The organism is Desulfobacterales bacterium, assembly GCA_030066985.1.
GTDB lineage: Bacteria > Desulfobacterota > Desulfobacteria > Desulfobacterales > JAHEIW01 > JAHEIW01.
This window is the reverse complement of sequence record JASJAN010000036.1, coordinates 14,066-37,387: the sequence shown is the minus strand read 5'-3', so window position 1 is coordinate 37,387 and position 23,322 is coordinate 14,066. Positions and strand designations below refer to the sequence as shown.

Genomic DNA, 23,322 nt, shown 5'->3' with positions numbered 1-23,322 from the left:
ATGATAATTGTCTCGTATTAGGGTTTGCGCTTTTGAGGTCGCCTTTTTCGTTTTGGCCGCTTTGGACGATAAAGAGCCAATTCCAGAACGTCTTTCATTTTATCAACAAAATGAAAGCGAATTTCCTTTTTGACTTTAGCAGGAACATCCTCAAGGTCCTTTTGATTCCACTCCGGCAGGATAATTTCTTTGATACCGGCCCGATGAGCGGCCAGAACTTTTTCTTTGATACCACCAACCGGCAGCACCTGGCCCCTGAGTGTAATTTCACCGGTCATTGCCAGGTCTTTGGGAATGGTTTTGCCGGTCAGCAGAGAGGTCAGGGACGTCAACATAGTTACACCCGCCGAAGGGCCGTCTTTGGGGATCGCCCCGGCCGGCACATGAATATGTAAATCATGCGCGTCAAAAAAATCTTCGTCAACATTCAATTGTTTCGCGTTGGAGCGGATAAAACTCAGCGCTGCTGTTGCCGATTCTTTCATGACATCGCCCAGCTGACCTGTGAGGGTCAATCCTTTTTTTCCTTTCATCGCAGTGGCTTCAATGAATAAGAGCTCACCACCGGTGGGCGTCCAGGCCAAGCCCGTGACCACACCCGGTGTCGACACTCTGGTTTTGGTTTCAGAGGTAAATCGGATCGGCCCCAGGTAACCGTGGATATCGTCTAGGTTGATGGTTACCGCTTTGGCCTTTCCGGTGGCTATCTTGCTGGCCACACCACGGCAAACATTGGCGATCTCCCTTTCTAGATTGCGCAATCCGGCTTCACGCGTATAGCCGGTGATGATCTGTTTGAGGGCGCCCTGGCTAAATTTTATCTGCTTGGATTTTAAGCCGTGTTCATCCCGCTGCCGCGGGATGAGATAGCGTTTGGCAATTTTGAGCTTTTCATCCAAAGTGTACCCGTGCAACATCAATACTTCCATACGGTCCCGCAAAGCCGGCGGTATGGTATCTAAAATATTAGCAGTTGTAATGAACATCACCTTGGAAAGATCAAAGGGGACGTCCAGGTAATGATCGGTGAAAGAAAAGTTTTGTTCGGGGTCCAGTACTTCCAGAAGCGCGGAAGACGGATCGCCGCGAAAATCACTGCCCACTTTATCGATTTCATCGAGCATAAAGATCGGATTGTTGGATTCGGCCCTTCGTAACCCCTGTATAATTCTGCCCGGCAGCGCGCCGACATAAGTCCGCCGGTGCCCACGAATTTCAGCCTCGTCTCTGACACCGCCCAGAGAAATGCGATGAAACTTGCGGCCCAGGGCCCGCGCAATCGATTGACCCAGTGACGTCTTACCGGTTCCTGGGGGGCCGGCGAAGCATAGAATCGGGCCTTTTGACTCCGGCTTTAACTTGCGCACCGCCAAATATTCGATGATGCGCCGTTTGGGTTTTTCGAGCCCATAGTGGTCTTCATCCAATATCTTTTGTGCTTTTTTGATATCAACATTATCCGGGGTGCTCTCGTGCCACGGCAAAGCGGTAATCCAATCCAAATAGGTGGATGCCACGGTATATTCAGCGGAAGAAGGATGCATTCTCGACAGCCGATCCAGTTCGCGCTCGGCTTCTTTGCGGGCTTCAGGGGGCAAATTCTTTTCTTCAATTTTAGCCCGATATTCTTCAATTTCGACCTGGGTCTCATCTTGTTCGCCCAGCTCCTCTTTGATAGCCTTAAGCTGTTGCCGGAGATAATACTCCTTCTGACTCTTATCCATGTCACCTTTGACCTGGCTCTGAATTTTGTTGCCCAGTTCAAGAACGCTGAGCTGATGATTCACCAGACGGGTGACTTCTTTGAGGCGCTCCTTTACATTTTGAGTTTCGAGAACCTTTTGCTTTTCCTGCGGCGTGGCATTGATGGTGGATGCCACCATATCCGCCAGAGTGCCGGCTTCAGGAATCGATTTGGCCATCTGGCCAATCTCAGGTGGTAACCCTGGGGAAAGCTCAACGATTCGAACAAACTGACCGATAAGGTTGGACATCAGTGCTTCGGTTTCCTTCCCCTTGGTCTCGTTCTCTTCCAGCACCTGGATCCGGGCTCGCAGATAGGGTCTGCTGTTTTCCCAGGATTTTATTCTGAAACGGTGAAGACCCTGTACCAGAAGCTGGGTTCGATTGTCCTGGGTCTTGGCCATTTTCAGGATAAGGGCGCTGGTGCCGATCGACGCCAGATCATTGCGCTCGGGCTTTATTCCCTCTTCCGGCTTCTTGGATACCACCAGGCCGATAATCCGATTCTGCGCCATGGCCTCATCAATCAGCCGCACCGACTCACCCTGCATCACCACCAATGGTAATACCATTTTCGGAAACAGGGCTGCGTCAAATAGTGGCAGAATCGGAAGCAGTTCGGGTATTTTTTCGGAATCGATTTCGACCGGTGATTTTTGATCAGGTTGATCCGTCATGAGTTCCTCCAGAAGGGGGTGTCTGGGTTTTTATAAAATAATTTGGATCTTGGTATTTAAAAATTTGAAAAGCCATCTACCAGATGAATATCATCCGTCTGATATCGGGATCTTATGAGTTTTTTCGATCGGCATTTTTGCCAACCGGATCTCGAGCAGGCCGCTGGTATAACCGGCAGATACGACTTCTGGATCGATGGGTGCCGGCAGATAGAGTATTCTTTCAAAGCGACCATACTGTATCTCGGCAAGTCGATAGGTGGTGTCATCGGTGCAATGTCGGGCAACGCGGTTCCCCTTAATCCTGACAGCCTTACTGCTGATTTCAACTTCCAGATCCTCTTTATCAATTCCAGCAACTTCGGCAACGATCACAATTTCATCCGGCGTTTCATTCATATCCATCGGAGGTTTCCAGGTTCGTTCGGCTAACGTGAAGGCCGGACTCATCGATCGAAACATGTCTTCGATTGTTTTTTCAAGGTTAGAACCCAGATGACCAAAATCTTCGGCAATTCTAATTTTGATAAAGTCCATCACCGGCTCCTAAATGTCTAATCTGATAAATTGTTTTGGATGTTATAAATCGAGTCAAAATAACACCGTTTGGATGCTTTGTAAAGCTTGACAAGAAACCATGTATGATTAATTTTTTGGCCAACTAAGTCCTTAAAAATAAGGAGGTTTTAATATGTCGATCGTCAGATGGGATCCTTTTCGGGACGTGGCCGCATTACAGGATCGTATCAATCGAATTTTCAGCGAATCCTTTGGTGGCTCGCGCGAAATGGATGATGACAGTGGGCTTCACGACTGGCGGCCGCCAGTTGATATCTATGAAACAGCCGAGGGTTTTATCCTCAAAGTGGAATTAGCCGGCATCGAAAAAGAAGATGTCACCGTAGAGGTTAAAGATAATATTTTAACGCTTAAGGGTGAAAGACTGCTGGATCCGGAAATCAAAGATGAGCAATACTACCGCAAAGAGCGCACCTTTGGCAAATTTCAACGCTCGTTTACGCTGCAGGAATCCATTAAGCCCGAACACGTTAAGGCATCATTTAAAAACGGGATTTTAACGATCACCGTCCCAAGGCCCGTGCAAGAGAAAACCAAACAGGTCACCGTCAATATTGATTAGCCCATTTAGCTGGGCCTGACGTCAGCCGACCCCGGAATCTCTTCCTTTTTTCATGCTCGATGCAGGCCCTCGCTGGCACTTTCAAAACCCGATGCGTTTGCCCACCAGCCGGTTCATTGATCTCGATAACGGCAAGATATCACCGCCAATGGCTTGTGAAAAAAATTTGCCCTTTGAGCATAAATACCGTATGAAGCAGCTATGGCCACCGAAAGCAAGCCGACAGACAAAATTGTTATCGGTTCTCAGTACTTTTTGTATTTCGGCGTACTGGGAATTCATTTGCCATATTTTAACCTGTACTGCTATCATTTAGGCTTCAGCGGCCTGAACATCGGGGTCTTATCTGCTGTTCGTTCGGTCGCTATGGTTATTTTCCCCCTCATCTGGGGTGCTCTGGCTGATCGCCTTAGCGCCCGTCGCCCCATATATATTTTGTGCAGTTTTTGCAGCGCCCTGATCTGGATGCAGTTTCTTTTCACCGTTAACTTTGTTCCGATGCTGATCATCACCACCCTTTACGGAATGTTCTACGCCCCCATCATATCTTTTCTGGAAGCATTCACCATGGACATTTTGGGAGAGGAGAAAAAAAGTTACGGTCACATCCGTGTCTGGGGATCCATTAGCTTTATTTTCGTTGTGCTGGTACTCGGTAAAATGATTGATGTTTACTCGGTAGAAATTATTGTGGTCCTTATTCTTGCCGGATCACTGATGTTTTCCTTAATCTCAACTCAAATCCCTGCGATTCAACCGCCAAAAAAAAAACGCCTAACCACAGGTGCCGGCAGCCTGCTGGACGGTAGAGTGCTGGTATTTTTGTTTTGCGCATTTTTAATGCTTGTCAGCCATGGGGCCTATTACGGCTTTTTTTCGATCCACCTGGAAAATTTGGGATATGGCAGTACCTTTATCGGATTAACCTGGGCCCTGGCGTCCGCTGCCGAAATCCTGGTGATGATTCGATCCGATCAAATTTTCCGCCGCTTTTCGCTGGAATCTGTCCTAATATTTTCTTTTATGATCGCCGCACTGAGGTGGTTTGTGCTTTGCTTTGTTCAATCTGCAGCGGCAATTCTACTATCCCAGATCTTGCACGCTGTCACCTACGGCACCTTTCACATTGCCAGCATTTTGTACATTGATCGTCTAACACCCGACAAAGCCAAGACCCTGGGTCAAGCGGTCAACAATGCGGTCAGTTACGGCCTGGGTTTGATGGTCGGCTTTTTTTTCAGCGGCTATCTGTACGAAATCAGCGGTGCATTCACTCTGTTTATGATCAGCAGTTTGATTGCTTTATCGGGTGGACTGTTGTTCGGGGGATTCTATCTGGCAAGTCGCAGGCATGTCGTAAAATAAGGGTGTCAGGTACTATAGTTCCGCCGTTGGCGGTTCAGGTGTCAGGTTTCAGCCCTCTGGCTGCTGGCTTCTGGCTACTCGCTCACGGCCATGAGCCAGAGAGCATCGGAAAGAGGAGAAAGAGATCAGTAGGTCAATTCGATAATGCAGTTACAATTTTCGGCGTTAGGTATACATAGTAATAGGTAATTTAATTTAACTGAAATTGAATATCGAAGATTGTAAAGCGGTTTCAAAAATAGTAGATCACGTCCAAGGGCAAGGCGAAAACCGATTCAAAAGTGGAGCATACACGATAGTATTCGAGCATTTTGAATCGGTTTTTAACGCAGCCATTGGGCTGCCTGTCCGCCTCCGGCGGATTAGATGCATTTTTGAGACCGCTTTTTAGTCGCCTTTATGGGGGAAAAACAAATACCTCAACCAATGCCGCAGTGTATTTCCCTGCAGCAAATCCCGGTCCAATTGATCTATTTCAGCATACAGATTGGCAGATTGCAAAAACCATTGTTTGCGCGTTGTAAAGGATTTCTGCGGGTCAAGACGCTTGACCACTTTGGCTGGATTGCCGGCTGCAATACAATTTGAAGGAATGGAATTAACGACTACAGCACCGGCGCCGATGATGCTGTTTTCTCCGATGGAAACCCCTTTGCAGATAATAGCGCTATCGCCTATCCAGACATTCGCAGCGATCTCAATCGGACCCGTCTTGCCCAAAGCAACCCGGTTATAGATATCATGCCAGTCGGAATCGGTTATATATACACCACTGGCCAGCATACAGTTGTCACCAATATTTATTTTTGCGGCCGAGCTGACTCTAACTCCCGGACAGACAATACCGTAGTCACCAAATCGAATCTCTCCATTTAATTGCGCATCCGACCACACAGAAAACCGCACCCGCTTATCCGAAGTGGCAACAATGGTCGCATGATCACCCATTACAACTGGAGAGCCAAACACTTCCACATACCAGGGTTTGATAACGGTGGCGGATTTCCCAAGAGCGGCAAAATGCGGGCGCAAGAAATGGGCAGTGTAAAACTTTTGAAACTTCAATACCGCTCTTTTGATGACGTATGGGCGGTGATCTTTCTGCAAGGACATTGCCCTTTAATGGTATTCACAAAGATGCTGTTTCCCGTTTTGGAATGGGGCTTAGGTCATCATCAAGACAACCCTCTTTGGTCTATATTTTCCCGGTGGTAAAACTATTCCAATCGCTATTGTCCATGCTTGATAGGACCACTCAGGTAGAATTGGCAAACGGTGATAGCCTGGATGTCGCCCAGAATTGATGGCTGAACAGCTCGCTTGCATGGGTTAAGTTGTAAATCGCATCTGCGGCAATTAGCATCACCGCATTGGTCCAGGTAAGTTTATCCTCGGGCCAGATGACCAGGTCCGGGTAGGTAAATCCGCACCAAAATGACCCGTCTTCATAGCGCCGGTCAATGACCCAGTTGAAAACGATTCTGGCCAGTTCCAGGTTGCCCATAGCGGCCAAGGCCAGCGTTAGCTCAGCTGTTTCTGCAATCGTGACCCAGGGCTTATCCGATACGCAGCGCACCCCCTGGTCCTCAACCACAAATTTCTTCCAGTATTTATCGATCCGTTTTTGAGCCGCTTCACCGGTAATCACACCTGCCAGAATGGGATAGAACCAATCCATCGAATAGCGTGATTTGGTCATATTAAACAAATAGGGTTTATGTTGAATGGCATCGGCCAGCTTGAGACCGGCAGTCTGCCAAGAGGGGACGGAAACCCCTAAAATTTTTGCAATTGCCAGGGCACATTTGATGCTAAGATAAATGGAACTGGATCCCGTCAAAAGTGCCATGCGATCAATATTGCCTTTGGGGCTGATGGCCCAGTAGATCTCACCATTGGCGGTTTGCAGACTCAGGGCAAAATTAATGGCCCGCATCAGGGTTGGCCACAATTGCTTTAGCAGGGCGCGGTCCCCGGTGATTAAAAAATATTGAAACAAACCCACAGCAATATAGGACGATAGGTTGGCGTCTCTGGTTTTGTCTTCGGGAACACCTTGGCGGTAGGCGGTATACCAGCTGCCGTCTTCCAGCTGCCTGTCAGCCAACCAGCGAAACGCCCTTCTGGCATCTTTATAATACCCCCCCACGCTGAGACCCATGGCAGATTCAATATGGTCCCAAGGATCTGATTTTTGGCCCGCAGCCCAGGGAATCTCTCCATCGGATCGTTGCGTTTGGGCAATAAATGACGCCGCCGCACCCACATCCAACTTGGAAAGCGGAAGCTGATTGATGCTGGATCGTTTAAGGTCCACGAAAGGCTATATCCCTCTTTACAATAGGTAGAGACGCATTCTTACAAAGGAATCCATTCTTATGCAAGTACAATATCATCCGTGTTCTGGGCATCAACACGGCTAGCTGAAATTCAGGTGAAAATCAGCTGAGCCGAGAATCGGGGCCGCATCTTTGTAAACCATTTTTTTCTTTTTCACGTCTTAGCAGTCAGAACATCTGACAAAAGGAGGAAAGACAAATGAAAAAAATGTTAATGATACTGGCGATCGTCGGTTTGACAGGATTGATCTTCAGCGGACCATCATGGGCTGGCAATTACCAGCAGCGCCTAAAACAGCAGCAAAAAAAAATCTGGAAAGGCTTTAACAAAGGCCAACTGACACGGCATGAAACACGGCAGCTGATAAGAGAGCAGCGCAAGATTCGCCAACACCTTCGGTCTTATGCAAGTGATGGACAATTGTCACGTAAAGAGAAGAAACGCATAAACCGCTGGCTGCATAAATCCAATCGGCATATCCGGCGATTAAAGCAAAACGAAAACGAGAGGAATCGACGCTGGAATACACAGCGATTCTGGTGGCTACGTCAACACTATGGCCGGCAAGCGGATCGCGATCTCTGGCACATCTGGTAAGCGAGCCTACCGTGTGCTGCAACCTTATAGGGCCTTAGTTGAGGGGTTTTCAAAATGATCGTATAACAGTTGTGGACAATCGTATTTTGAGCCATTATGATGAGAACACTTTTTTAATAACTGTTCTTATGGGCGAATAGACTGGCAGATACTGAAAAATGACACCCCCGGCACATAAACCGCCTGGCTCTCAAACCGCTGATCCGCAGCTGACCCAACTGGTCATAAAGGCCAGAGACGGAAATCGCTTGGCTTTCGATCAACTGATCGATCGCTACCAGGGAGACATATATCGCATGATTTTTTACCGCATACATCGGCAAATGGATGCTGAAGATTTGACTCAGGACGTATTTGTCCGGGCCTTTCGCAGCATTTCCCGGCTTCGTGAGCCGGATCGATTCCGCAGCTGGCTGTATAGGATCGCCGTAAACCGGGTAAACGACTATCTTCGTAAAAAAAGAGTCCGATCCATCTTCCAATCAGCCGATGAGGGCCCCGAGATTCAACCGGAAGCAGATGAACACCGCGAGAAACCCGAGGCTCTGGAACAGGTTTTAATTGAAGATTTCTGGCGGCAAGTTGAACGCATCGCCCAGAAATTATCGAAAATGGAACGCGAGGTTTTTATGCTGCGTTTTATGGACGATTTGAACATTGCTGAAATCGCCCAAATACTGAAGAAAAGCGAAAGCACCATAAAAACCCATCTGTATCGGGCTTTGGCAAAATTTAAAAAAGAAAAAGACTTGCGTCAGTTTCTTCAGGAGGATTTATCGTGAGTCATCACAACTCAATTGCTTCTCATCTGGGAGAAAAAGACATTCTACAGGCAGTGATCGATGAAACCGATCTGTCCCAGAGCTTAAAACAGCATTTGAATGAATGCGCTGATTGTCGACTGCAAGCGGAGCGTTTACAACAGGAGCTGTCACGCTTTGGGCAACTGGCCAAGCGCTATGCACCTGAGCCCCGCAAGCGGGTAAGCATCGACACCGACAGGGTTAAAGTGCCATTTTTGAGCTGGAAATTTGCTTTTGGCGCTGCGGCCGTCGCCGCCACTGTTATCGTCGTCTGGGCAACAGTTTTAATTCAAAGCCGGCAGCCAGGTAGTGTTGGAAATTTAGCAAAAAATATGGTAGAAGCAGAGAGGCTGATGACAGAGATAAATGATCTGGTGGAAAACGCGCTGCCAACGGTCTATCTGGAAATTGTTGGTGAAACCGATTTGAACCCGGATGAAGAGTTTCTGGAATTTCTCATTCCGGCCACAGAAGACACCCCTCAAATATCCGCATTAACGATGAAAGGACCCGCAAGATGTTGAAAAAGGTCTTGATGGCTATGCTGCCGATCTTGGTGATAAGCCTGCCCGCAATTGTCAATGCGCAGGATGTGCCTTCCGGTAAGTGGTGGTACAATAAAAAGGTGGTGAAAAATCTCAATCTGACCTCAAATGAGGTCCGTCAGTTAGATGGACTATATGAAGACAGCCATCGCAAGCTCATCGATCTGAAAAGCGCGGTAAAAAGGGAACAGTTTGAACTCGATACGCTCCTGGGGAAAGAACCTGTCGATGATGCCAAAGTCCGCAAACAGTTCCAACGCCTTGAGAAAGCTCGCACTGACCTGGCCAATGAGCGTCTGGGTTTTGTTATCCGCGTCAGGGAGATTATTGGTGCCGATCGGTTTCAGCAACTGAAAACATCCTATAAAGATTGGCGCTAAGATAAATTCTTTTACGAAGCGTCTTTTACCCTCGTTTACAATATGCAGATGCTTTAAACCCGCCTTTTTTCACGCTTGACTTTAGTCCGCGCATTGTTTAACTTACCTTTCATACACAACCTGCATTTCGCTTTTATTTGAAACCGGTTTTACCAGCGCGGGGTTCGGTCGATTGTAGACGAACCCACATATCGCATTCCTTCTTTGACTAGGCAGTATCGTTTCAGTTTTGCCACATGCCATTCATCCTGTACTGGGTTTATAAAAGGAGGAGTTGATGATCAGAGATTATACCAAATTACGCGTTTAAAGCCTCCAACGGCGTTCCTCGCTCGTATGGAGGCTTTTTTGTGCCCGCAAGAATCAAAAGGGCTAAAACATTCGCTGCGCCGGTGTAAAGCAAACGGACCGCCGGCGCTATAAGTGATCCATCGACATTGCGCTCAACGCTGCAAGAAAGGAGGAAAAATGGCTGACAGTGTGTACAAAGTCATCAGACTGGTAGGAACGAGTCCGACTTCATGGGAAGAGGCCGCCAAAAATGCAGTTGAAACCGCGGGCAAATCTCTGAGAGATCTGAGAGTAGCCGAAATTGACAAGCTGGATATGAAAGTTGAAAACGGCCAGGTTGTCGCTTTCCGTGCGCTGGTGAATCTGTCCTTTAAATACGGCGGCGAAGGTTAAGCCGACAGCTGTAAAGTCATCAACCCCTAAAATACATGCTGATCGTTGTAAAAAGATAAACCTCCAAAACGAATTCTAAGCGCTTCTTTTGGGGGTTTATTTATTTTATGGCGCAAAAAAAATGAGACCTTCAGCCATGGTTAGCGTTCGCGAACATTATGACAATCATCTTGCAAAGTATTACGCCTGGATTGCCGGCGGTGTCGAAAGGAATCTAACGGAAAATAGAGCCTTTTTTAAAGCGAACGGTATTCAGTCGATGAATCGCGGCCGGGCATTTGATCTGGGCGCCGGCTGCGGGTTTCAATCCATCCCGCTGGCTGAATTGGGATTTCGTGTTGTCGCCTTGGATCTAAGTGCCCGGCTATTGGAACAACTGAAGCAAATCGCGCCGCATCTGCCGATTGAACCTATTTGCGATGATCTATCAAATTTCAGCAACTACGTCCGCGACAATATCGAACTGGTGGTCTGCATGGGCGATACGCTGACCCATTTGGAATCCCTTGAAAATGCTGCAGCCCTGGTACAGCAGGCGCATGATGCACTGCTGCCCGGCGGCCGGCTGATTCTATCGTTTCGAAATTTGTCAGCCGAGCTGGTCGGGCTGGATCGCTTTATCCCGGTCCGCAGCGATGATACAACCCTTTTTACCTGTTTTCTGGAGTATGAAAAAAACACTGTCAAAGTACATGATATCGTCTATGAAAAAAGCAAAGGCCAATGGGTGATGCACAAAAGCGCCTATCGAAAATTACGTATTTGCCCGCAATGGACCCAAAGCACCTTGCAACAAACTGGATTCACAATAGAACATTATAGTGAAAAAAATGGGCTGATTTTCATCATCGCTCCAAAAAAATAGATACCCCAGGATAACCGTTAGCGGCTATTGATCTGATCAATGTTTTTGCCGTTTTTCATTGATTTTTAACCACCAATCGCTTAGACAAGGAGGCTAGACAGAAAAGATTCTGGGCAAAATAGATGCGCAGTTTGCCACGCGCAACATTCTTATAATATTGCGGCTCAGCAAGCCGATACTGCCCCCCTCCACCCTAACTTTATCTGATTGATCATGGATCTTGTTCAATATATTTGGCTCGGCATTTATCTCTTTGCCCTGGCAGCGCTTTTGACCTATGGCATGAATTGCTGGTTTCTGATGCTCATGTACCGCCTGAATTATTCAAAAGCGGCCCAAAAGCATCAACGCATCAAAGATGCCTTTTATCAGTACATAACACCCAAAGACTGGCCCCACGTCACCATTCAGCTGCCCATTTACAACGAGCGCTATGTGGTGAAACGACTGATCGAATCCGTTTGCCACATCGACTATCCAAAAAACCTGCTGGAAGTGCAAGTGCTAGATGATTCAACCGATGACACCGTTGACATTGCGAGCGCCATAGTGGCCCGAATGCAAGCCGCAGGCATCGATATTGTCCATATTCATCGCACCAACCGACGCGGGTTTAAAGCCGGCGCTCTCAGAGAGGGACTCAATACCGCCAAGGGATCGCTGGTGGCTGTTTTTGATGCTGATTTTATTCCCGGTCCAGATTTCCTCAAAGAATCGATACCCTATTTTCAGGACCCCCAGATCGGCATGCTGCAAACCCGCTGGGGCCATATCAATAGTGACTATTCCTTGCTGACCCGTGCGCAATCCATCGGAATCGATGGTCACTTTGGTGTCGAGCAGGCATCACGGGCCTGGGGCGGGCTGTTTATGAACTTTAACGGCACCGGCGGCATCTGGCGCAAAAAAACCATCGAGGAGGCCGGCGGATGGCAGGCCGATACCCTTACGGAAGATCTGGATCTAAGCTACAGGGCCCAGCTGAAGGGATGGCGGCTGATGTTTGCCTCGCAGGTGGTTTGTCCGGCCGAGATACCGGTAACCATCAATGCGTTTAAATCCCAGCAGCATCGCTGGGCCAAAGGCTCGATTCAAACCGCCAGGAAAAACCTGGGCAAGTTGTTAAAGTCGGATGTGTCTTGGCTGGTGAAGATCCAGGCATTTTTGCATCTAACCCACTACATGGTCCACCCGATGATGCTGCTGGTCGTATTGACATCCATTCCAATGCTCTACAGCCAATGGTTTTTTGACTCTCTGGCGTACCCGATTATGATTTTTACCGTGTTGTGCCTGGCAACCTTTGGTCCATCATCTCTGTACCTTTTTTCCCAGCGCATTCTTTACCGCGACTGGAAAACCCGCATCAAATATCTACCCTTTTTGATGTGCCTGGGTACCGGAATAGCCGTCAACAACACCAAGGCCGTCCTGGAGGCCCTGTTTGATATAAAAAGCGGATTCATTCGCACCCCCAAATATGGCATCCGGCAAAAGGGCGAACGCTGGAAAAACAAACGTTATGCCATTCCATTGAATGCCGTATCCATTCTAGAACTTTTTCTCGGGCTATATTCCCTAACCGGGCTTCTCATGTTCTTGCTTTTCAGCAAGTATCTGGTCAGCCCCTTCCTTTTGATTTATACCTCCGGCTTTTTCTATGTGTTCTTTCTTTCGGTGAAACATGGATTTGGAAAAACCGCATCAAGCTAGGCAACTCGATTCCCCTTTTCATCCAGTATTTATGACCATTGTGGGTCTGGGGGTTGTTTCGGGTGTGATTTACTTTTTGAATTTCAGGCTTCAATCGATGTTGGGTTTCAGTCAGCTGCTCGCAGCAACCCGTATCCAATTGTATGTTTTCATATTTTTTGTGTTAAGCCTGCTCTACTTGATCAGCATTTATCTCATCTTTAAATTCCGCGCCAGATGGAGCGGATCTATTCGCATAGTTTCCATCATTATGCTGTTTGCGGTGTTATTCAGAGCCTTATTGGTGCCCGCTGAGCCCGAGGTGCTATCAAAAGATATGTATCGTTATATCTGGGATGGGCGGGTTCAACAAAACGGCATTAATCCTTACGTGTACCCGCCGGATGCCGCTGAACTGAAAGAGCAGCGCGACGATCAGGTATACCCACATATCAATCGTAAATCATACCCGACCCTGTATCCACCCGGTGCCCAGCTGTTTTTCCGGCTATTTCATCTGATCGCTGGCAACAACGTTACCGGTTATAAGGGCCTCATGAGCCTTTTTGATGTACTGACGCTGTTTGTGCTGCTGGCGCTTTTAAGGGTTTATGGGTATGAAGGCTGGCGGATTTCAATATATGCCTGGAACCCGCTGGTGATTTTTGAAATCGCTTACAGCGGCCACCTGGAGGGCTTGACCGTTTTTTGGATGGTACTGGCGTTTTATCTGTATGCCATTCATAAACAGACACCAGCTGTCGCTGCCTTGGCGGTCTCAAGTGCCATCAAGCTTTATCCGGCGCTGCTACTGCCCACATTGTTAAACCGCGGCAACCGCATCAAAGGATGCTTCGCATTTGCTGTGTCGGTTTTTTTGTTTTATCTGCCTTTTTTGGGAGCTGGGCGTAAGGTTTTGGGGTTTTTACCGATATATTTACAAAACCCATATGAAAGCTTTAACCTGGGGGTCAAAACAGCCTTAATGCGGCTGCTGCCGCAAATACATTATTCGGTTTGGAGCCTCATATTTTTGCTCGGCCTGGCCGCCGCCGGATTGGTTATTTTTTTTAAAAACAAGCCATCGGACCTGGCCATCCGATATGCCTTCATTCTGACAGGATTGTTGATTGTCTTGATGCCAGCATCATTGCATCCCTGGTATGTGATTATGTTAATTCCGTTTTTATGCTTTTATCCAACGGTGGCCTGGTTGTTGTTTAGCTGCATGGTAACCCTGTCCTATTTAAAATATATCGCACCATCAGGCATTATGCCGACATGGATTCTTTTGCTGGAATATGGGCTCTTGCTGGCACTGCTGGCCGGCGGACTGATTGCCCGGTGGATCAACGCAAAAAAACAAGGGACCGCCGCCACCCCTGGGCAAAAGGATGCCTACTTTTTAGCGCGTCTTTAACACCATCGGGTTATGAAGACTGACAGATGAACCAAAACAAAAATTTAAACATATCTGTCGTTATACCCACCTACAACGAAGCCGGGGCCATTGGCGATGTCGTCAGGGGCATTCCGCGCGATATCGTCACGGAGATCATCGTTGTCGATAACAACTCTACCGACGAAACGGCTGTGCAGGCGGCCAACGCCGGTGCCCGGGTCATTTATGAGTCTCGCAAAGGATATGGATCCGCCTGCTGGGCCGGCGCCCGGATCGCAGAGAAAAGCGACCTTATTGTGTTTTTAGATGGTGACCGCAGCGATGACCCGGCCCAGCTAAAGGGAATTGCCGATCCGGTGATTCAGGATCGGGCGGATCTGGTTATCGGCAGCCGTATCGACGGTAATCTTGAAAGGGGTGCCATGCCGCTGCATGCTCAGTTTGGCAACCGCATGATTGTGTTTTTGCTGCGCTTGCTTTATGGTGTCCAGATCAGCGATATTGGCTCATTTCGAGCAATTCGCACCCCCACACTATTTGCATTGGGCATGGAGCAAATGACTTACGGCTGGCCGGTGGAAATGGTTGTCAAAGCCGCCCGCAGCCGGTTGCGCATTCAAAGTGTGCCCATCAGATACCGCAAACGAATCGGGGTCTCCAAAGTATCGGGTTCTTTGCGCGGCAGTGTACTGGCAACGTATTATATGTTTTTGGTACCACTCAAGTACCTGTTTAAACGATAGAATTTGACCTAAGTCACCACAGGGAGCACGAAGATTAACCAATTTTATTCCTCCATGTCCTTTGTGATCTTCGTGATCTTCGTGGTAATAATAGCCCAAGTAAACAGATCGGATTCAAAATAAAATTAGTTTTAGGAGCTGACAATGGTTTCACTGGGAATCGGATTGACCAGCGATTGTAATTTAAACTGTGCACACTGTTACCGGGATCAGAACCAGATTGATAATCTAACCCTTACCGATATTCAAAACGTGTGCGACAGCATCCCTGTCGGTGCCATCGGCTTTGGTACGGGTGAGAATGGTCTTAATCCAGAATATACTGACATTATAGAATACTTGCATGATAGACAGATCAGGCTCAGCCTGGCCTCCAACGGCTACACCTTGTCGATAACGCCGGATGAGAAATTAAAATATTTCAGCGATGTGGAATTTTCGGTGGACTTTCCGGATCAGCAGCGACAGGATGCCTTTCGCGGTCAGGGCAACTGGCAAACGGTGATGGATGGTATTGCCAGATGCCGTCGTCTGGGAATTCGCGTTTCGATGCTAGCGGTATTGATGAATGTCAATTATAAAGACCTGGGTAAGATCGCTGCACTTGCAGGATCTTTGAGCGCCGACTTTAGGGTGAATGTCTACCAACCCATGTATACCAATGAATTTATGCCCAGTTTCGACCAGTATTGGCAGGCATTTAATCTTCTGTTTGAAAACACCGAAATTATTTCTGTCAGTGAACCCCTGGTCAATACCTTCTTGGGAGTCAAGGGCCTCAAAGGTACCCCCTGCGGCGGCCACAGCATGCGGGTTACCCCCGACGGACATTTAAAAGCCTGCGTTTACTGGCCGGAATCGGATTTGACCATCGCAGATCTGGTCCAAGAAAAAGAGGCGGTGTTTGATTCGCCTTATTTTCAACAAACCCACCAGACACCGCAATTCTGTTTGACATGCGAACATGTTGACAATTGCGGCGGTGGTTGTGCCGCCCGGCGCAAGCTTCGAAACCGCTTTGATGAGCCCGATGAGTTTTGCCCGATCTTTCGAAACAAACCCATCAGGCTCACAGGACGGCTGTCCTCGGCAACTAAGCCGACCAGAACCGGAACTATCTGTACAACGATCATTAAAGCTTAATTAAAGGATTCCTTTCTAAAATCATGGTGGCTTTTGACTCGAATCGGGAACTTCCGCGCAATTTGTATCTTGAGGTCACCAATAGATGTAACCTCAAATGCAGGGCCTGCATTCTGTATCGCGGAAGTTGGGAGCCGCCGCGCGACGTAACCGTTGACGAGCTGGTCCGGATAACCCACCAACTGCCAACGCTGGAACGGATTGCGCTGCACGGCATCGGTGAGCCGCTGTTAAATAACGCCTTACCGGACATGATTCGCCACTTAAAAAATCACTCTGTGTTTGTAGTGTTTAACTCCAATGGAATATTATTGGATGAACGCTGGCAAAATGAACTGATGGAAGCCGGTCTGGATGAACTGCGTATTTCTCTGGATGCCGCCAATGCGCGGGGATACAAGGCCATGCGCGACAGCGATCGCTTTGATCAAATTGTTACTAACTTACGGACTTTTGTAAAGCGCATGCGCCGGCAGCAGTTGTCTCACCCCACCCTTTCGCTCTGGTATCTGGGCACCCGTGAAAATATCGCCGCGCTGCCCGATTTTGTGAGGCTGGCGGCAGATATCGGTGTCCCCCAGGTACATTTACAGCGGTTGGTATATTTTCAGGATGGCGATGGCTACGGGCTGGCTACATCCGAAAAGACATTGGTGGCATCCGACAGCCAGATCAGGCAAACGGTGGAACAGGGGCAGGATCTGGCAAAACAACTGGGCATCCAATTTATGGCATCGGGTTTGACGACGCCGCTTGAAAGTGTTCAGACAGATGCAGCTCAGCCCCACTCCTGGAAAGCATGCACGCGGCCCACAACACTGATGTATATCACCGCAAACGGCAATGTGTTGCCATGCTGTATTTCACCTTTTTCGACCGCTGATTATACGTCCATTGTCCTGGGCAATGTTTTTGAAACGTCACTTAAAGAAATCTGGCTGGGGGAGCCATACCAATCCTTTCGCAATGCCCACCAATCGGCCAACCCTCCCAAAAGCTGCCGCGGCTGCGGAGATCTCTGGAGTTTGTAAAATTGACAATTTCCCGTTTTAAAGTTACGATTATGAAAACTACTTTGGAGGAGGTACAGAATGAAATTGTTGCGGCAACGATCCAAGTTCCTTAGCGTGTTTATGGTCATTATGATGGTCCTGCTGACCGTGCCCTACCAATCCGCATTGGCAGCCATGGTTCAAACGGAATCCACCCTAATGATAACCGCCGACGGGCAGGAAGCCCGCAGCAGAATCAAAACGCTTTTGGCGCGTGAAGATGCGCAGGCGGTCATCAGAGCTCAGGGGATCGATCCCCTCGAAGCCATGGCACGCGTTGATAGTCTCACCGATGCAGAAGCCCAGCGAATTGCCGATCAAATCGAAGAACTGCCAGCCGGTGGAAACTTCTTTGTGGTCTTCTTGATCGTTGTCGGTGTCCTTGTCATTATATTGGCGATTACCGATGCTATGGGTTACACCAACGTCTTTACATTTGTGCGCTAAAAACAACATCAGACGGCACCGCAAACTGGACTTAGGGTGGCGAACCTGGCTCTGGGGTTGGGTATTGGCGCTGTTGTTTTTTTACGGATGTTCCACCACATCGACGGAACAATGGCAGCGGGCCTCCGACACCGTTCCAATTCGCCACAAATTAAATGCGGTGCCGTTCTTCCCCCAAAAAGAATACCAATGCGGGCCGGCATCTCTGGCGATGGCGCTTTCTTGGAGCGGCCTTCAAATCGACCCGGATCAACTCACCCCCCAGGTTTACACACCGTCTCTTAAGGGCAGCCTGCAACCGGCAATGATTGCTGCCACCCGCCGCCAGGGAAGAGTAGCCTATCCCATCAGCGGGGTCCGTGTTCTGCTGAAGGAGATCGACGCCGGGCATCCGGTCATCGTATTACAAAACCTGGGGCTCTCCTGGATACCCGTCTGGCATTATGCCGTCGTCATCGGATATGATTTTGACGCCGATGTGATCGTTTTGCATTCAGGAGTCACAAATCAGAAAAGAACAGCATTAAGGACTTTTGATAATACCTGGGCGCGAGGTGACCATTGGGGTTTGCTGGTATTGCCGCCAGACCGTTTACCGGCAACCGTAGAAGAAGAACCATGGCTATCGGCGGTTGTCGGGCTGGAGAAAGCCCGCCAGTGGGACGCTGCTGTAAAAGGATATCAAACTGCTTTACACCGCTGGCCGCAGAGTTTTGCGGCGCATATCGGGTTAGGCAACAGCTATTATGCCATGGGAGATTTATCATCAGCGGCAACCGTATTACAAAAAACAACCGCTCGATTCCCCCTCAAAGGTGTTGCCTTTAACAATCTGGCCCAGGTGCTATGGGAGCAAGGGAAAAAAAGTGAGGCAGTGGTTGCCGCGCAACGAGCAGTGGCGCTTGGTGGACCGCATGCCGCCCAATTTCAGAAAACGCTCGATGAAATCCAATCCGGTGAACCTTGAAGGAATTATACGTAGAACCCATCTCAAAAATAGTAGATCACGTCCAAGGGCGCGGCACAAAACCGATTCAAAAACGGAGTATACACGTAAGTATTCGAGTACTTTGAATCGGTTTTTAACAAAGCCCTTGGGCGTTAGATGCATTTATGAGATGGGTTCTATTCCTTTTTGAACAAACCCTTGACCTTATCGGTCACACTGCCCGCCTCTTTGCTCGAGCCCTCAACCATATCGGTTGCGCCTTTTAAGGCTTTCTCTGCAGTTTTGGCGTAATCGCCGCCTAAATTTTTAAGCTGATCCTTTAGTGCCCCCATGACAACTGGAGATTTGATTTGACTGTAAAGAGCGGCAAAGATCTCTTTGGCCACTTCGGACGCTGAAGCCCCACCTTTCTTTTTGCCAATATCTTTGATGTGTATGTCGGGAAGATCGGCCTTAATCTCCTGTTCACCCAGTACCCCTCCGGCCATGGCCACAGCAAGATTGACCTTCCCCTTTTTGACAATAAAATCGTTGATAATCAGCTGTTTTCCCGGTCCCTCTTTGGTGGTTTCCTTTTTGGTGGTCCCTTTTTGGGGCACATTCCTTTTCACATTGTTGAGTATCGATTGAAAATTATCGCTTTTGCCCCGTTTTTCATAGGTGATTTCGGGTGCGACAACCTCGATCCTATTGATAATAATCGGATTCTTGGTAACTGAACTTTGATCAACATCAACAAAGATTGAACCGACTTTCATCGCGCTGGGCGATTTGAAGCCTTTTGGATTTCCAAGAAAAAACCGCTTAAGCTTTGCCTGGGCCGAAAATAAGGAAATCCCGACATCGTCCACCCGCAATTCGGTGTTGGTAATTTTGGGGCCATAGGTGTTAACCGCCGTCTTAACAAGCGGTCCCAGTTTTGAAATACCCACAACCACAACGACGATCAGAAGAACAACGATGGCACCCAGACCGATGAATATCCATTTTTTCATGATTGGATCTCCTTGTTTATATGGGGAAATTTTTGATTTCGACGGGCATTGATTTTGGAAGCAAATTATTAATAAAGAAAGTAAAACTTGGATCAGGTTGTGTCAATATAAGAAGAGAAGAAAAGCGGGCTAAGCATCATACCGGTAATTCAATATTTTGCAGCCTTGGAAGGATGAGCCGTTTGAGGTCCAGAGAGAGTTAGCAGCGGGCGATACGTTTTGCCTTCCACATCTTTTAGGTAGCTCAGCAGTTCCTGTTCCAATTCAGCTGCCAGGCGAGGTTTTTCTTCAATTAGGTTTTTCTTCTCCTGAGGGTCTTCTGTCACGTCAAACAACTGGATCAGATCCAGTTCGGCAAAATAGACAAATTTCCACTGCCAATTTCTATACAAAAAATAACGGCGCTTGAAAGAAGCCCGGCCGACGATATCTCTTTGGAGATATCGGCTGCGGTCATCTTTGAATATCAGCGGTACCAGTGATATCCCCATATGCGGGTCATCATAAGGCGGATCAACAGTGTAGCCGGCCAGCTCGGCAATTGTTGGTGCCATATCCGCTGCGAGTATGGGCACGTCTTCAAACCGCTTTTCAATACCGTGTATCAAAAGAATCGCCGGAATACGAATTTCTTCCTCATAGAGGGTATGGCCATGCAGGCTGGCACCGTGTTCCCAGAATTGCTCCCCGTGGTCAGAAGTAAATAAAATGACGGTTTTATTGTAAATATGATTTGCTTTCAGCCAGTCGACAAAACGCTCAAAGGCGCGGTCCAGATACGACAGGTTGTTATCGTAAAGATCCCGGGGAGCATCACCATAATCGATGCCCTCGGGTTTTTTATAAAGGTCATTATGCACATCCATCAAATGCAAAAAACACAGAAACCGCTCATCTGCATTGACACGGCTGATGGCTTCACGCGCTGACTGAAACACTTCGTCTGCAGTGGCTGCGCGCCGTTCACCGACGACCCGGGGAATGGTTAGCTCTGTAACTGGTTGATCCGGTGGGAAGATGGAGCGCGGGCCAAAGCCCTTCATCACCATATAGTGCTGGATGCCTTCAGCCTGTGCAATTTTAAGATAGAGATTATCTTGATACAAATTGGGTCCGTAGAGGGTGAAGCGGCTTCGGCCGGCCACCAGAAAGGGAAAAGCCGCAAAAGAGCCTCCGCCCTGGCTATAGGCCCGGCGAAATGAGACCGTCTCTTCTATCGCCCATTTGTCCAAAAAAGGCGTCAGGTTGCGATGGTAGCCGGCAGAATGAAAAGCATCTCCTCTGAGCGCATCAACGACAATGATCATCAGGTTAAAGTCATGCGGCAAAAAGGAAGGCCCCACTTTTTGCAGTTTCCAGGGCTGTGGCCAAGGATGGGGCTGCTGATTGAAATCCGGATTTTGCCCCAGGCGAATCCAGCGGTCCAGTTTTAGCATACCAGCAAGCTCTCTCGCATAGGCGGCTTCCACCCGGGTCAGATCACTGAATTGCAGCAGAGTTGTTTTGGCATTCGGATAATAGTTCAGCAGTCCAAAAGGAACAAACCCGACCAGAGCAACGAGAACCAATAAAGCCGGCCTTTTTACCGATCCGGCTAAAAAAACTTTTTTCGGAGCTGTCACCTCCTCCAACAAAAGCACTAAGGCTCCGGCGGTTATCATGGTTGATAATTTTATAAAAATGCTTTTCAGATACGAGAAGGAAGTAAACCAAGGATTAAATAAATCGCCGTACAATAAGATAAATATTATAAAGCTGCACAACAAAATAACGAATGACATTAGTATAATCCAGATATGGCGCCGATAGGGTCTGGCAGTCATCAGCCAAAATAACGGATAGACCACTAAGACACCCATCGAGACACAAACCAGTCCCACGAGGCTGCGTTTTTGATTGGCAGGCAGGAAATCTATGATTCGCGAATAGGCAGTGGACACAGAAGCACCGCTGACAGCTGACAGTAAAAAAGCCAGTGCGTATATGGCGGGTTTGAGACCCAGCTTGCTGACCTGCCATTCAATAGCAACCGTCAGAGCGAACAAGGTGATCGCAGTGTAAAAACCGCAAAGTAAAATAAACGGTAGAAAAAATGACACTCCTTTTAGGGCAGATGTTGCTTCAAACCTGGTCTGTAAATAAGCTGACAGTGAAATGACAGCCAGTGTTGCAATCCCAAACCACAATCCCGTTACACCGGCAAAAAACGCGGGGATTAGCTTTTGCAGGAAAATTTCTATAGTTTCTATACTGGCATTTAACTGAAGAAATTCTTTTAAACGGTGCCAGGAAGGATCAAGCTGAGCTACGATGACATTTACTATAAAGAGCAAAACCAGAAATAACCATACATGAGACTCTGTCTGCCTCAGACGATAAGGGATGTTCTTTTTATTTGCCTGTTGACTCCATAGAACCATATAACCCTGCACCAGAATGGATGCCAGTACCAAAATCGCTATAACGGAAGTAAAGTGGACCCAACCGCTCACTATCGTCCATGCCAAAATTCCCATCCCTATAAATTGAACAGCAGCCGCAACTTTGAATGCAGCCGCATGCGGAATCGTTCTGGCCCGTAGCCAAAGATATTGGCATCCAGCGATGGTAAGTAAATAACCTGCAGCCAAACCCAAAAGGGCAAACAGATGTTGACCCACAAGAGCAAAGCCCGGACTTTCACCAGCCGAAATTTCTTGACCGAGCTGGCTGTGAAAGGCTGCAAAAAAATAGATAAGAACAAAGAAAAGACAGGCGCCAAAAAAATGCAGCCATGGTAGGAATTTGGTAAGTAAATTTGGGAGTATCGTATATTTTGAGCGCATTGGTTTAAATGATGCTACAGGCCCCCAATTATAGTTTTCAGGTGTCAGTGTTCAGGTGTCGGGCCTTCGGTCGCCAGTCTCGAGTTCTTGCTAATCAGTTGCATTAACGGTCGAATGTTTATTTGTTTTTGATTTTAGTCTGACGCTCCCTGACACCTGAACACTGACACCTGAACACCATTTGAGGCCTGAAACCTGTATGAAAAACATGTGATGCAAATTATACGGGGCCCAGCGTGCTAAGGAAACTGTGTGAAAATGAGGTCACCTGTCAGCTGAAAGGCAATGCTGTGGCACTGATGGCATTGCATTAACTTCTGTCTCGACAATGACCAGTTGCCGTCCGGAGAAAAACGCGCATAACTCCATTCAACCGCAAAGAAGTTTTTGGTAGCGGACGCGAGTGCCGGTGCCGTTTTCGTCATCATCTCAATCTCGATGGGTTGGGTGTCACCAGCCCGCGAAGCATCCCCTTTGTATCCCTCCAGGATCAGTGTTGCCCCCACCGGCCAGATTTGCAACGGATCCGATGTTACAGAATTTCCGATGACCTGAATTCGCTTTAAATCCGATGGTCGGTAAAAGATCCAGGCGCTATGATTACTTGAAAAGCGGCGTGTTTGAATGAATTTCTTTTTCCATCCGGTCATCGGTGCACCGGAGGTGCTTCGATATAGCGGCAGCTCCCGTTTCTGGTTAACGTATTGATAGGTGGCGGGAATTACGGTTGCTGGTTCATTGAGCAGTCTTAGTCCCGGTGGTTGGAGCAACCCATCTGGATCTGCCGCATTGCCCGCCATTGTTATCGGCAGAAAACATAGGAGGGCAATTCCTATTAGAAGCCTATTTGTCATTATGCTGTAATCTGAATTGAACAAAATTTGCCAAATTGAGGAAAATGACAACGGGCTCTGTGCCGCTCAAGTCTTCAGCA

The 23,322-nt window shown here is 48.0% G+C and carries 22 protein-coding genes; 15 read left to right on the top strand and 7 right to left on the bottom strand.

Features of this window, described 5'->3' with window-relative positions; translation table 11 throughout:
- Nucleotides 1–17: 17 nt before the first annotated feature.
- Nucleotides 18–2,420: an endopeptidase La gene (gene lon / locus QNJ26_17520; GenBank protein ID MDJ0987343.1), complete on the bottom strand. Its 2,403-nt coding sequence runs from the start codon at nt 2,418–2,420 to the stop codon at nt 18–20.
- Nucleotides 2,421–2,510: 90 nt separating this feature from the next.
- Nucleotides 2,511–2,957: an Hsp20/alpha crystallin family protein gene (locus QNJ26_17515; GenBank protein MDJ0987342.1), complete on the bottom strand. Its 447-nt coding sequence runs from the start codon at nt 2,955–2,957 to the stop codon at nt 2,511–2,513.
- A 154-nt stretch (nt 2,958–3,111) separates the two neighbouring features.
- Here QNJ26_17515 and QNJ26_17510 point away from each other — a divergent pair, with 154 nt between their 5' ends.
- Both QNJ26_17510 and QNJ26_17505 read left to right on the top strand, forming a co-directional pair.
- A complete protein-coding gene (locus QNJ26_17510; GenBank protein MDJ0987341.1) occupies nt 3,112–3,561 on the top strand; it encodes an Hsp20/alpha crystallin family protein in 450 nt (149 codons plus the stop codon).
- 201 nt (nt 3,562–3,762) lie between these two features.
- Nucleotides 3,763–4,926 (top strand): MFS transporter, encoded by a 1,164-nt coding sequence (locus QNJ26_17505; GenBank protein MDJ0987340.1) that lies wholly within the window; start codon nt 3,763–3,765, stop codon nt 4,924–4,926.
- 387 nt (nt 4,927–5,313) lie between these two features.
- Here the strand turns inward: QNJ26_17505 and QNJ26_17500 are convergent, their stop codons facing one another.
- Together QNJ26_17500 and QNJ26_17495 are read right to left on the bottom strand one after the other, a co-directional pair.
- The gene (locus tag QNJ26_17500) at nt 5,314–6,039 is read right to left on the bottom strand and encodes an acyltransferase (protein ID MDJ0987339.1); all 726 of its coding nucleotides are present in this window, start codon (nt 6,037–6,039) and stop codon (nt 5,314–5,316) included.
- 142 nt (nt 6,040–6,181) lie between these two features.
- A complete protein-coding gene (locus QNJ26_17495) occupies nt 6,182–7,243 on the bottom strand; it encodes a phenyltransferase domain-containing protein (protein ID MDJ0987338.1) in 1,062 nt (353 codons plus the stop codon).
- Nucleotides 7,244–7,464: 221 nt separating this feature from the next.
- Between QNJ26_17495 and QNJ26_17490 the strand changes: the two genes are divergently transcribed.
- The 13 genes from QNJ26_17490 to QNJ26_17430 all read left to right on the top strand — a co-directional run bounded on the left by QNJ26_17490 (nt 7,465) and on the right by QNJ26_17430 (nt 18,586).
- Complete coding sequence (locus QNJ26_17490; GenBank protein ID MDJ0987337.1) at nt 7,465–7,863, top strand: hypothetical protein; 399 nt, start codon at nt 7,465–7,467, stop codon at nt 7,861–7,863.
- A 158-nt stretch (nt 7,864–8,021) separates the two neighbouring features.
- Nucleotides 8,022–8,645, top strand: a complete 624-nt coding sequence (locus QNJ26_17485; GenBank protein MDJ0987336.1) for an RNA polymerase sigma factor — start codon at nt 8,022–8,024, stop codon at nt 8,643–8,645.
- Complete coding sequence (locus tag QNJ26_17480; protein MDJ0987335.1) at nt 8,642–9,190, top strand: hypothetical protein; 549 nt, start codon at nt 8,642–8,644, stop codon at nt 9,188–9,190. The genes QNJ26_17485 and QNJ26_17480 overlap by 4 nt, the downstream gene beginning before the upstream one ends.
- Nucleotides 9,184–9,591, top strand: a complete 408-nt coding sequence (locus QNJ26_17475; GenBank protein ID MDJ0987334.1) for a periplasmic heavy metal sensor — start codon at nt 9,184–9,186, stop codon at nt 9,589–9,591. The genes QNJ26_17480 and QNJ26_17475 overlap by 7 nt, the downstream gene beginning before the upstream one ends.
- A gap of 468 nt (nt 9,592–10,059) precedes the next feature.
- The gene (locus QNJ26_17470; protein MDJ0987333.1) at nt 10,060–10,275 is read left to right on the top strand and encodes a dodecin family protein; all 216 of its coding nucleotides are present in this window, start codon (nt 10,060–10,062) and stop codon (nt 10,273–10,275) included.
- Nucleotides 10,276–10,396: 121 nt separating this feature from the next.
- Nucleotides 10,397–11,140, top strand: a complete 744-nt coding sequence (locus tag QNJ26_17465) for a class I SAM-dependent methyltransferase (GenBank protein ID MDJ0987332.1) — start codon at nt 10,397–10,399, stop codon at nt 11,138–11,140.
- A 213-nt stretch (nt 11,141–11,353) separates the two neighbouring features.
- On the top strand, nt 11,354–12,853 hold the full coding sequence (locus tag QNJ26_17460) for a glycosyltransferase (protein MDJ0987331.1): 1,500 nt from the start codon (nt 11,354–11,356) through the stop codon (nt 12,851–12,853).
- A complete protein-coding gene (locus tag QNJ26_17455; protein MDJ0987330.1) occupies nt 12,825–14,252 on the top strand; it encodes a glycosyltransferase 87 family protein in 1,428 nt (475 codons plus the stop codon). Before QNJ26_17460 ends, QNJ26_17455 begins: the two co-directional genes overlap by 29 nt.
- Nucleotides 14,253–14,278: 26 nt before the next feature.
- Complete coding sequence (locus QNJ26_17450; protein MDJ0987329.1) at nt 14,279–14,977, top strand: glycosyltransferase family 2 protein; 699 nt, start codon at nt 14,279–14,281, stop codon at nt 14,975–14,977.
- A gap of 144 nt (nt 14,978–15,121) precedes the next feature.
- On the top strand, nt 15,122–16,120 hold the full coding sequence (locus QNJ26_17445) for a radical SAM protein (protein MDJ0987328.1): 999 nt from the start codon (nt 15,122–15,124) through the stop codon (nt 16,118–16,120).
- Between the two features lie 23 nt (nt 16,121–16,143).
- The gene (locus tag QNJ26_17440; protein ID MDJ0987327.1) at nt 16,144–17,151 is read left to right on the top strand and encodes a radical SAM protein; all 1,008 of its coding nucleotides are present in this window, start codon (nt 16,144–16,146) and stop codon (nt 17,149–17,151) included.
- Between the two features lie 60 nt (nt 17,152–17,211).
- Nucleotides 17,212–17,619, top strand: coding sequence for a PA2779 family protein (locus QNJ26_17435; GenBank protein MDJ0987326.1), 408 nt, complete (start codon nt 17,212–17,214; stop codon nt 17,617–17,619).
- Nucleotides 17,579–18,586 carry a PA2778 family cysteine peptidase gene (locus tag QNJ26_17430; GenBank protein ID MDJ0987325.1) on the top strand — a complete coding sequence of 336 codons (1,008 nt, stop codon included), beginning with the start codon at nt 17,579–17,581 and terminating at the stop codon, nt 18,584–18,586. Before QNJ26_17435 ends, QNJ26_17430 begins: the two co-directional genes overlap by 41 nt.
- A 158-nt stretch (nt 18,587–18,744) precedes the next feature.
- Here QNJ26_17430 and QNJ26_17425 read toward each other — a convergent pair whose 3' ends face one another.
- From QNJ26_17425 to QNJ26_17415, 3 genes are all read right to left on the bottom strand, one after another.
- A complete protein-coding gene (locus QNJ26_17425) occupies nt 18,745–19,563 on the bottom strand; it encodes a hypothetical protein (GenBank protein ID MDJ0987324.1) in 819 nt (272 codons plus the stop codon).
- A 149-nt stretch (nt 19,564–19,712) separates the two neighbouring features.
- The gene (locus tag QNJ26_17420) at nt 19,713–22,070 is read right to left on the bottom strand and encodes a sulfatase-like hydrolase/transferase (protein MDJ0987323.1); all 2,358 of its coding nucleotides are present in this window, start codon (nt 22,068–22,070) and stop codon (nt 19,713–19,715) included.
- Nucleotides 22,071–22,627: 557 nt separating this feature from the next.
- Nucleotides 22,628–23,188 carry a cytochrome P460 family protein gene (locus QNJ26_17415; GenBank protein ID MDJ0987322.1) on the bottom strand — a complete coding sequence of 187 codons (561 nt, stop codon included), beginning with the start codon at nt 23,186–23,188 and terminating at the stop codon, nt 22,628–22,630.
- Between the last annotated feature and the right edge of the window lie 134 nt (nt 23,189–23,322).

Excerpts from the sequence above, each read along its gene's own strand:
- QNJ26_17510 (MDJ0987341.1), top strand. The coding sequence starts at position 3,112 with ATGTCGATCGTCAGATGGGATCCTTTTCGGGACGTGGCCGCATTACAG.
- lon (MDJ0987343.1), bottom strand. The coding sequence starts at position 2,420 with ATGACGGATCAACCTGATCAAAAATCACCGGTCGAAATCGATTCCGAA.
- QNJ26_17485 (MDJ0987336.1), top strand. The coding sequence starts at position 8,022 with ATGACACCCCCGGCACATAAACCGCCTGGCTCTCAAACCGCTGATCCG.
- QNJ26_17455 (MDJ0987330.1), top strand. The coding sequence starts at position 12,825 with ATGGATTTGGAAAAACCGCATCAAGCTAGGCAACTCGATTCCCCTTTT.
- QNJ26_17500 (MDJ0987339.1), bottom strand. The coding sequence starts at position 6,039 with ATGTCCTTGCAGAAAGATCACCGCCCATACGTCATCAAAAGAGCGGTA.
- QNJ26_17435 (MDJ0987326.1), top strand. The coding sequence starts at position 17,212 with ATGAAATTGTTGCGGCAACGATCCAAGTTCCTTAGCGTGTTTATGGTC.
- QNJ26_17425 (MDJ0987324.1), bottom strand. The coding sequence starts at position 19,563 with ATGAAAAAATGGATATTCATCGGTCTGGGTGCCATCGTTGTTCTTCTG.
- QNJ26_17460 (MDJ0987331.1), top strand. The coding sequence starts at position 11,354 with ATGGATCTTGTTCAATATATTTGGCTCGGCATTTATCTCTTTGCCCTG.
- QNJ26_17515 (MDJ0987342.1), bottom strand. The coding sequence starts at position 2,957 with ATGGACTTTATCAAAATTAGAATTGCCGAAGATTTTGGTCATCTGGGT.
- QNJ26_17465 (MDJ0987332.1), top strand. The coding sequence starts at position 10,397 with ATGAGACCTTCAGCCATGGTTAGCGTTCGCGAACATTATGACAATCAT.
- QNJ26_17470 (MDJ0987333.1), top strand. The coding sequence starts at position 10,060 with ATGGCTGACAGTGTGTACAAAGTCATCAGACTGGTAGGAACGAGTCCG.
- QNJ26_17475 (MDJ0987334.1), top strand. The coding sequence starts at position 9,184 with ATGTTGAAAAAGGTCTTGATGGCTATGCTGCCGATCTTGGTGATAAGC.
- QNJ26_17505 (MDJ0987340.1), top strand. The coding sequence starts at position 3,763 with ATGGCCACCGAAAGCAAGCCGACAGACAAAATTGTTATCGGTTCTCAG.
- QNJ26_17415 (MDJ0987322.1), bottom strand. The coding sequence starts at position 23,188 with ATGGCGGGCAATGCGGCAGATCCAGATGGGTTGCTCCAACCACCGGGA.
- QNJ26_17430 (MDJ0987325.1), top strand. The coding sequence starts at position 17,579 with ATGCTATGGGTTACACCAACGTCTTTACATTTGTGCGCTAAAAACAAC.
- QNJ26_17490 (MDJ0987337.1), top strand. The coding sequence starts at position 7,465 with ATGAAAAAAATGTTAATGATACTGGCGATCGTCGGTTTGACAGGATTG.
- QNJ26_17440 (MDJ0987327.1), top strand. The coding sequence starts at position 16,144 with ATGGTGGCTTTTGACTCGAATCGGGAACTTCCGCGCAATTTGTATCTT.
- QNJ26_17450 (MDJ0987329.1), top strand. The coding sequence starts at position 14,279 with ATGAACCAAAACAAAAATTTAAACATATCTGTCGTTATACCCACCTAC.
- QNJ26_17445 (MDJ0987328.1), top strand. The coding sequence starts at position 15,122 with ATGGTTTCACTGGGAATCGGATTGACCAGCGATTGTAATTTAAACTGT.